The sequence below is a fragment of the Actinokineospora lacus genome (assembly GCF_053813445.1).
Genome location: NZ_JBQERA010000032.1, coordinates 1 through 6,214, shown reverse-complemented (window position 1 = coordinate 6,214; position 6,214 = coordinate 1). Strand labels below are relative to the sequence as shown.

Here is a 6,214-nt window from a genome sequence, read left to right as displayed (position 1 = left end):
GATGCGGCGGACGGTCGGCTTGGGGATGGCGGTGGCTCGGGTCAACGCGGCCAGGGTGGCGGAGCGGCCGAGGGCGGCGACCGCGTCGAGCACCGCGACGACCCGCCCCGTGACGGTGCGGTCGTCCATGGGGACCATGTTTCGCGCTGTACCGGGGGAATTCAAGGTCCGGGTCACTCAGTGACCCGGATGCCTGGCCCGGGCGTGCAGCACTGATCACTCTGAGGGGTGAAAAGCCACCGGCTCGAGCGCGTACCGGAGCCGTGTGCTTCTACCGAGGGGAAACAATGATCACATCCAAGCGGTTCCCGGCATTCGTGGCCGCGGCGCTCCTGACGGTCGGTGTCGCTCTCGCCTCGCCCGCCGCCGCGCACGTCGCGGCCGGGCCTGCTCCCGCCGCGCCGGAAGCGGGCGGCGGACAGGACGATGGGCTCCGAGCGCAGGGCGTCGCGGTGAACGCCGTGTACTCCCTGCGCAACGTCAACAGCGGCAAGTGCCTGGACGTGGAGTTCGCGGGCACGAGCGACTTCAACCGGGTCACCCAATACACCTGCCACGGCGGAGCGGGCCAGCTGTGGAGCTTGAACTACCTGGGCAACGGCGCCTACGCGTTGGCCAACGTGAACAGCGGCAAGTGCCTGGAGGTGGGGTTCGGCGGCACCAGCGACTTCAACGGGGTCAACCAACACACCTGCTACAACGGCCCCATCCAGCAATGGACCCTGAACAGCCTCGGCACCGGGGCGTACGCGTTGGCCAACGTGAACAGCGGCAAGTGCCTGGAGGTGGGGTTCGGCGGCACCAGCGACTTCAACGGGGTCAACCAGTACACCTGCTACAACGGTCCCATCCAGCAATGGATCCTGCTGTGACGATCACCGGCTGCTCTCGACCGTGACACGGCGCCGGCAGGGGCGGGATGACCCTCAGGTCGCCCGTCCCTCGGCGGGCCTAGTCCGTGAGGTGGCGGCGGAACCAGGCGGTCAGCGCGGTGTCCACTTGGCGGGTGAGGGGTAGTTGGGGGCGGGTCAATGCCGGGTTCGGCGGCGAGCGGGTGTGCCAGTCCTGTTTGAGCATTCAGTCGGCCACGGAGCCCGCCACCACCGGCGCTTGAGTCCGTTCGCTGCAGAGCTGCGAGCGGACTCAAGCCAGGTAGGAGGCTACGGTGTAGGCCGCGGAGCGGTCCAAGTTGTGCCGGGAGTGGTCGTAGCGGCGGGTGGTGCGCGGGACGCGGTGGCGGGCGTAGTCCTGGGCGTCGCGCATCCCGATCCCGGCGTCCAGGGCCGCGGTGATGGCGGTGTGGCGCAGGCTGTGGGGAGAGCTGGCTCTACCTGGACACAACATACCGACGGCAGCGGAGGAACTCGCGCTCCCTTCGCTTGACCTCGATGATGCCTTGACCTCGGTTACGGGACTGTTGTCTGCTGGTGGGGGTGCGGGGCACGGGCGTGATGACCTGGTTTGAGCGATCAGGTCGATGACATACACGCCGGAGATCTGTCGCACTCCTCCCTTCTCACCAGCGGATCCAGACCGCCGTAGCCCGGCGGTGTGAGCGAACTGCAGCTTCTCCATGCTGCGTGTGGTGGTTCGTGCAGGGCCTCGGAGGGGTGACGTGGTGTTGACCCCGACGACCCCATTTTGGCTGGCGCAGTACCACGAGTCGTTGCGTGCAAGCCCCCGAAGCGGCGTGGTGACTATGCCGCCGGGAGCAGGCGCAACCGCAGGTGGCGGGGGGCGTGCAGGGTGTCGAAGGTCGGTGTGGGGTCGCCGTGAGGGGTCAGGTGGCGGTTCCTCAGCACGGCCGCGAGGACGACGGTCAACTGCGTGAGGGCGAGTTGCGAGGCGGGGCAGGTGCGAGGGCCGAGTGCGAAGGGCAGGTAGGTGCCCGGCGCCGGGTGGAAGCCCTGGCCCCAGCGCTGCGGGTGGAACCGCGAGGGCTCCGGGTAGGCGTTCGGGTCGTGGTGGTTGAGGTAAGGGCTGAACAGCAGGCCCGCCCCCGCCGGAAGGCCGCGGGCCGGCCTGGTGAGCTGCCGCCGCAGCCGCCACACCGGTGGGTGCAGGCGCAGGGTCTCGCGGATCACCGCCCGGCACAGCGGCAGGTCCGCCGTCGTGTCCTCCCGCGCGGCGGTGACCTCGGTCCGGGCCCGCTCCTGGACGTCGGGGTGCGTGGCCAGCTCGTGCAAGGCCCAGGCCAGGGCGGTGGCGGGCACGTGGTGGCTGGACAGCAGCATGGTGCGCAGCGCCAACGTCACGGTGTGCTCGTCGAACCCGTGGTCGGTCAGGACGGCCGCCAATCCGGCGGCTGGAGGACGGGTGCGGACGTGGTCTCGGATGGCGTTGTAGGTGGCGCGCTGGGCGTGCCGCAACCGGAGTCCGGGCCGGAGCGGCCGACGGGCCCGTCCTGCCTGCACAAGTTCTCGTTCGACGAGAGAGGACAACGCCTCGGACGGTTCGCCGAGCAGGTGCCGGACGTTGATGGCGGAGACCAGGGCGACGGTCTCGTGAGCGATGTCGATGACGCCGGGGGACGGCCAGCCGGAGACGACCCGGGCGGCTTGGGCCGCGATCACCGGGATCGCCGAAGTCAGCCGGGACGCGGTGAGGAAAGGGCGCGCGGCGCGGCGCACCGCCATCCAGGTGGCCAACCCGTCCGGTCCCCACGACGTGACGCCGGTGCGTCGTGCGGCCCTGGCCGTGGACGTGTTCCTGCTCGCCAGGAGGCGCTCGGTCTCGGTGGGGTCGGTCACCAGCCACAGCCCGCGTTCAAGCGCGGTGATGCCCCCACCGGAACCCGCCGCCGTGATCAGGACGTCGAGTGGTTCGGTCATCGCTCCTCGCCTGCGGGTGGAGGACGACTCCGCCCGGACCGCAGGCGACGATCGGTCCGGGCGAAGCGGTCACACCGTCGGATAGGCGTAGTAGCCGGCGTTGGTGGAGCGGCGACGACGCATGATCTTTCGCAACAGTTTCATCGCACCCGTCCTTGTGTGGGGGAAATCCAGTATTGCCAGGGGTTCTGTTTGAGGTCAAGGAAGCGTGAACACGGTTCACCCTGATGCGTCGATATGGATGAAGCCGCAGGCCGTCATTCGGGGTGGGTAGGTCAGGCGAAGAGATTAGGTGCAGAACGTTGGCGCTCGTCGGTTCACAGCGCGGCGGTGAAGGTGACCGTGCCGCTGACGCTGGTCAGGCCTTGGGGCGTGAGGCGGGCGGTAAGGTCGGTGGCGGGCAGGACCTTGGTCTGCACGACGGTCACGCCCTGGAAGAGACCGTCGATCACGGTACCGGTCAGGACGAGGACGGTGGTGCCGCCGAGTTTGGTGATCCCGGCGTCCGCTCTCAATCGGCTGAACGGCTTGTGGCAGAACACCGTGCGTGGGTGTTGTCTGCCGCAGAACTGCTGAGTCCTGCGGTGTGCGGTTCGCCTGAGGTGGAACATCTTTTCACTGCTTGGACCTATCGCGTTCGTCTGTGTCCTCGGTACGAAGGAGCGCCGTAACGCCGCACACATGATCGGAGCCGCTTGTGAGCACCTCTGCGGAACGCGACTGGACCACCACTACGGCCACCGCCGAGGGGTGGCTCGACCGGGCTCGTGAGGTCGCCGCGCTGTTCGCCGTTGACGCGGTGGCCCGTGACCGGGCGGGTGCCGCCCCGCACGCCGAGGTGGCCTTGCTCAAGGACTCGGGTCTGGTCACCCTGCTCGGTCCGGTCGAACAGGGGGCGGTGGTCAGAACTGGACCACCGCGTACCGGGCGGTCCGCGAGATCGCCGCGGGTGATGGCTCCCTCGGCCAGCTGTTGGGCTACCACTACCTGTGGTTCTGGACCGCCCGCCTGATCGCCACCCCGGAACAGGTGGCCGCGGTGGAGGAACAGGCCACTCGTGAGCGCTGGTTCTTCGGTGGCGCGGTCAACCCGCGCGACAACGACCTGGCCGTCGTCGACGAGAGTGACGAGCTCGTCTTCACCGGCCGCAAGTCCTTCTCCACCGGCAGCAAGGTCTCCGACGTCACCGTCCTGGAAGGCGTGCTGGAGGGCACCGACGACCACGTCTTCGCCATCGTGCCGTCACGCCAGGACGCCATCGTGTTCAACGACGACTGGGACAACCTCGGCCAGCGGCTCACCGAGAGCGGCAGCGTCGAGGTCAGCGGTGTGCGCGTGCCCTGGTCGGATGCTTTGGGCTACGTCGACAAGGAGTTCCGGCCGCGGGTCTACAACACCCTCAACGTGCCGCTGATCCAATTGGTATTCACCAACTTCTACCTCGGCATCGCCACGAGCGCGCTCGCCACCGCCGCCGCGTACACCCGAAGCCGGACCCGGCCATGGCCCTACGCGGTCGACGTCAAGGGCTCGGCGGTCGAAGAATTCCACGTCATGGAGACCTACGGCGACCTGCAGGCCAAGCTGTGGGCCGCCGAAGCCCTGGCCGAACGCGCCGCCGTACTCATCGAGGCGATCAACGCCCACCCCGACACCGTCACCGAACGCGAACGTGGCGAAGCCGCCGTCGTCATCGCCGCCGCCAAGCAACGCGCCGTCGACACCGGCTTGGAGATCGGCACCCGCGTGTTCGACGTGACCGGCGCTCGCGCCACCGCCAACACCGTGGGGCTGGACATCTTCTGGCGCAACATCCGCACCCACAGCCTGCACGACCCGCTCGCCCACAAGCGCGCCGAAGTCGGCCGCTACGCGTTGCTCGACGAGGTGCCCGAACCCACCTGGTACACCTGACCGTCGTGCCACCGGTCATCCGCCGTCGGCATTATGGGAGTCTTCCACGGTTTTCCGATCGTAACGTCCTTCCGCTGCGGGCGATGACACGTACGAGTTGCGCAGCTCTCCCATTGTGATCGACCGGTTCCGCGTTGCGTGGTGAACTGGAAGGAGATCGCTGTGCGCAAATCCAGTGTCAGATCCACCCTCGGAGCGGTGGTGAGCGTGGTTGTGGCGGCTTCGTGGTCACTGGTGGGTGTGCCCACCGCACGCCACGACGACCTGTGACGGACTGCCCGCCACCATCGTGGGCTCCGCGAGCGGCGAGACCCTTACCGGTACGAACGGCGATGACGTGATCGTCGGCTAAGGCTATGGCAGGACCATCACCGTGGGGCGGACGCCGGTCTGGCCGGAGCGGTGTTGATCGGCGTCCTGAACGACACCATCTCGCCCAGCTCGGCGGTCTTGGTGTGTTGCCGCTCGGCCAGCGTCGTGGTCTGCGGGTCGTAGCCGGGGCGCGCGCGACCGCGCCGGGCACCGTCCCCCGGCGCCAGTCCGGTCCGGCAACACCACGACCGGATGGCCGACCAACACCGCGCCCTCCACCAACTCGGCAGAGTCGGCGAACACCGCGCGCAACGCGACCGCGACCTCGCCCAGCCCGTGGCGCGCGTGCCGGTAGCCGCCCATCCAGCGCAGGTTGCCCAACAGCGTCGACGGCGGGCCGCCGACCACCTCGTAGTCCCACCCCAGCGCGGCGCAGGCCGCCGCGGTCGCGTCGAACGCCGCGGTCACGCGGCTTGATCCGCTCAGGCGAGCGGCAGTCCAACACCAGCACCGACCGTCGGCGCGGCGGGCGAAGTAGTCCGGGACGTGCGAACGGACCTTGCCCACCGGCGTGCTCCAGAACAGCCAGAACGGCTGCGAGACGATCCCGACCACGGCGGGATCGAAGACCAGCAACACCAGCCGGTCGCGCTCCAGCCAGGACTCGTAGCCCACCAGCGTGCCGGTCGTCACCGTCCACCACAGGCCCGTGTGGTGGCACTGTCCCTTCCAGCTCGGGAACCCGCGCACCGGCGAACACCTCGAACAACACCATCGCCGCCTCGGTCAACGGGACACGCTGCTCCCGAACTCGTCCACGCACCAGACCTCGAACCCGTCGACGGGCAGAGCCGGAGGGCCTCCAGGGACAAGATCAAGGCTGGGCACCGAGGCATTCTCCCGACCTCACCAACCAACCCTCACCGGAGCCCCGCCATGTATCCCGGACTCCGCCAACTACAGCAGGACGGAACAACAGGTGTCCTGTCCGCTTGAACTTGTCGGAGGATCAGGCCGTCGAGCTGCGGTCCGCCAACTAGACGAGTAATGCGTAAGTCGAGGCGGTGGCTGGAGACGGGCGAAGGGTGTTCAAGATCAGTTTGTGACGACCGACCTGAACACCCTTCTCACCGCACTCTACGTCAAGATCGACGACC

6 protein-coding genes and 2 pseudogenes are annotated in these 6,214 nt (G+C 68.4%); 2 read left to right on the top strand and 6 right to left on the bottom strand.

Annotation, left to right across the window (positions count from 1 at the left end):
* On the bottom strand, positions 1-129 hold a 129-nt coding region (locus ACTG9Q_RS32895; protein WP_455576853.1), incomplete at its 3' end, for a helix-turn-helix domain-containing protein.
* Positions 130-287: 158 nt separating this feature from the next.
* On the opposite strand from ACTG9Q_RS32895, the gene ACTG9Q_RS32890 reads away from it, so the two are divergent.
* Positions 288-872 (top strand): RICIN domain-containing protein, encoded by a 585-nt coding sequence (locus ACTG9Q_RS32890; protein ID WP_455576852.1) that lies wholly within the window; start codon positions 288-290, stop codon positions 870-872.
* Between the two features lie 79 nt (positions 873-951).
* On the opposite strand, the gene ACTG9Q_RS32885 is transcribed toward ACTG9Q_RS32890, so the two are convergent.
* The 4 genes from ACTG9Q_RS32885 to ACTG9Q_RS32870 all read right to left on the bottom strand — a co-directional run bounded on the left by ACTG9Q_RS32885 (position 952) and on the right by ACTG9Q_RS32870 (position 3,373).
* On the bottom strand, positions 952-1,077 hold the full coding sequence (locus ACTG9Q_RS32885; protein WP_455576851.1) for a hypothetical protein: 126 nt from the start codon (positions 1,075-1,077) through the stop codon (positions 952-954).
* 66 nt (positions 1,078-1,143) lie between these two features.
* Complete coding sequence (locus tag ACTG9Q_RS32880; RefSeq protein ID WP_455576850.1) at positions 1,144-1,344, bottom strand: tyrosine-type recombinase/integrase; 201 nt, start codon at positions 1,342-1,344, stop codon at positions 1,144-1,146.
* 353 nt (positions 1,345-1,697) lie between these two features.
* On the bottom strand, positions 1,698-2,831 hold the full coding sequence (locus ACTG9Q_RS32875) for a cytochrome P450 (protein ID WP_455576849.1): 1,134 nt from the start codon (positions 2,829-2,831) through the stop codon (positions 1,698-1,700).
* A gap of 317 nt (positions 2,832-3,148) precedes the next feature.
* Positions 3,149-3,373 carry a hypothetical protein gene (locus ACTG9Q_RS32870; RefSeq protein WP_455576848.1) on the bottom strand — a complete coding sequence of 75 codons (225 nt, stop codon included), beginning with the start codon at positions 3,371-3,373 and terminating at the stop codon, positions 3,149-3,151.
* Between the two features lie 155 nt (positions 3,374-3,528).
* Between ACTG9Q_RS32870 and ACTG9Q_RS32865 the strand changes: the two are divergent.
* Positions 3,529-4,745 (top strand): annotated as a pseudogene (locus ACTG9Q_RS32865) (acyl-CoA dehydrogenase family protein).
* A 354-nt stretch (positions 4,746-5,099) separates the two neighbouring features.
* Here ACTG9Q_RS32865 and ACTG9Q_RS32860 read toward each other — a convergent pair.
* Positions 5,100-5,810 (bottom strand): annotated as a pseudogene (locus tag ACTG9Q_RS32860) (TnsA-like heteromeric transposase endonuclease subunit); the annotation flags it as partial.
* Positions 5,811-6,214 lie beyond the last annotated feature (404 nt).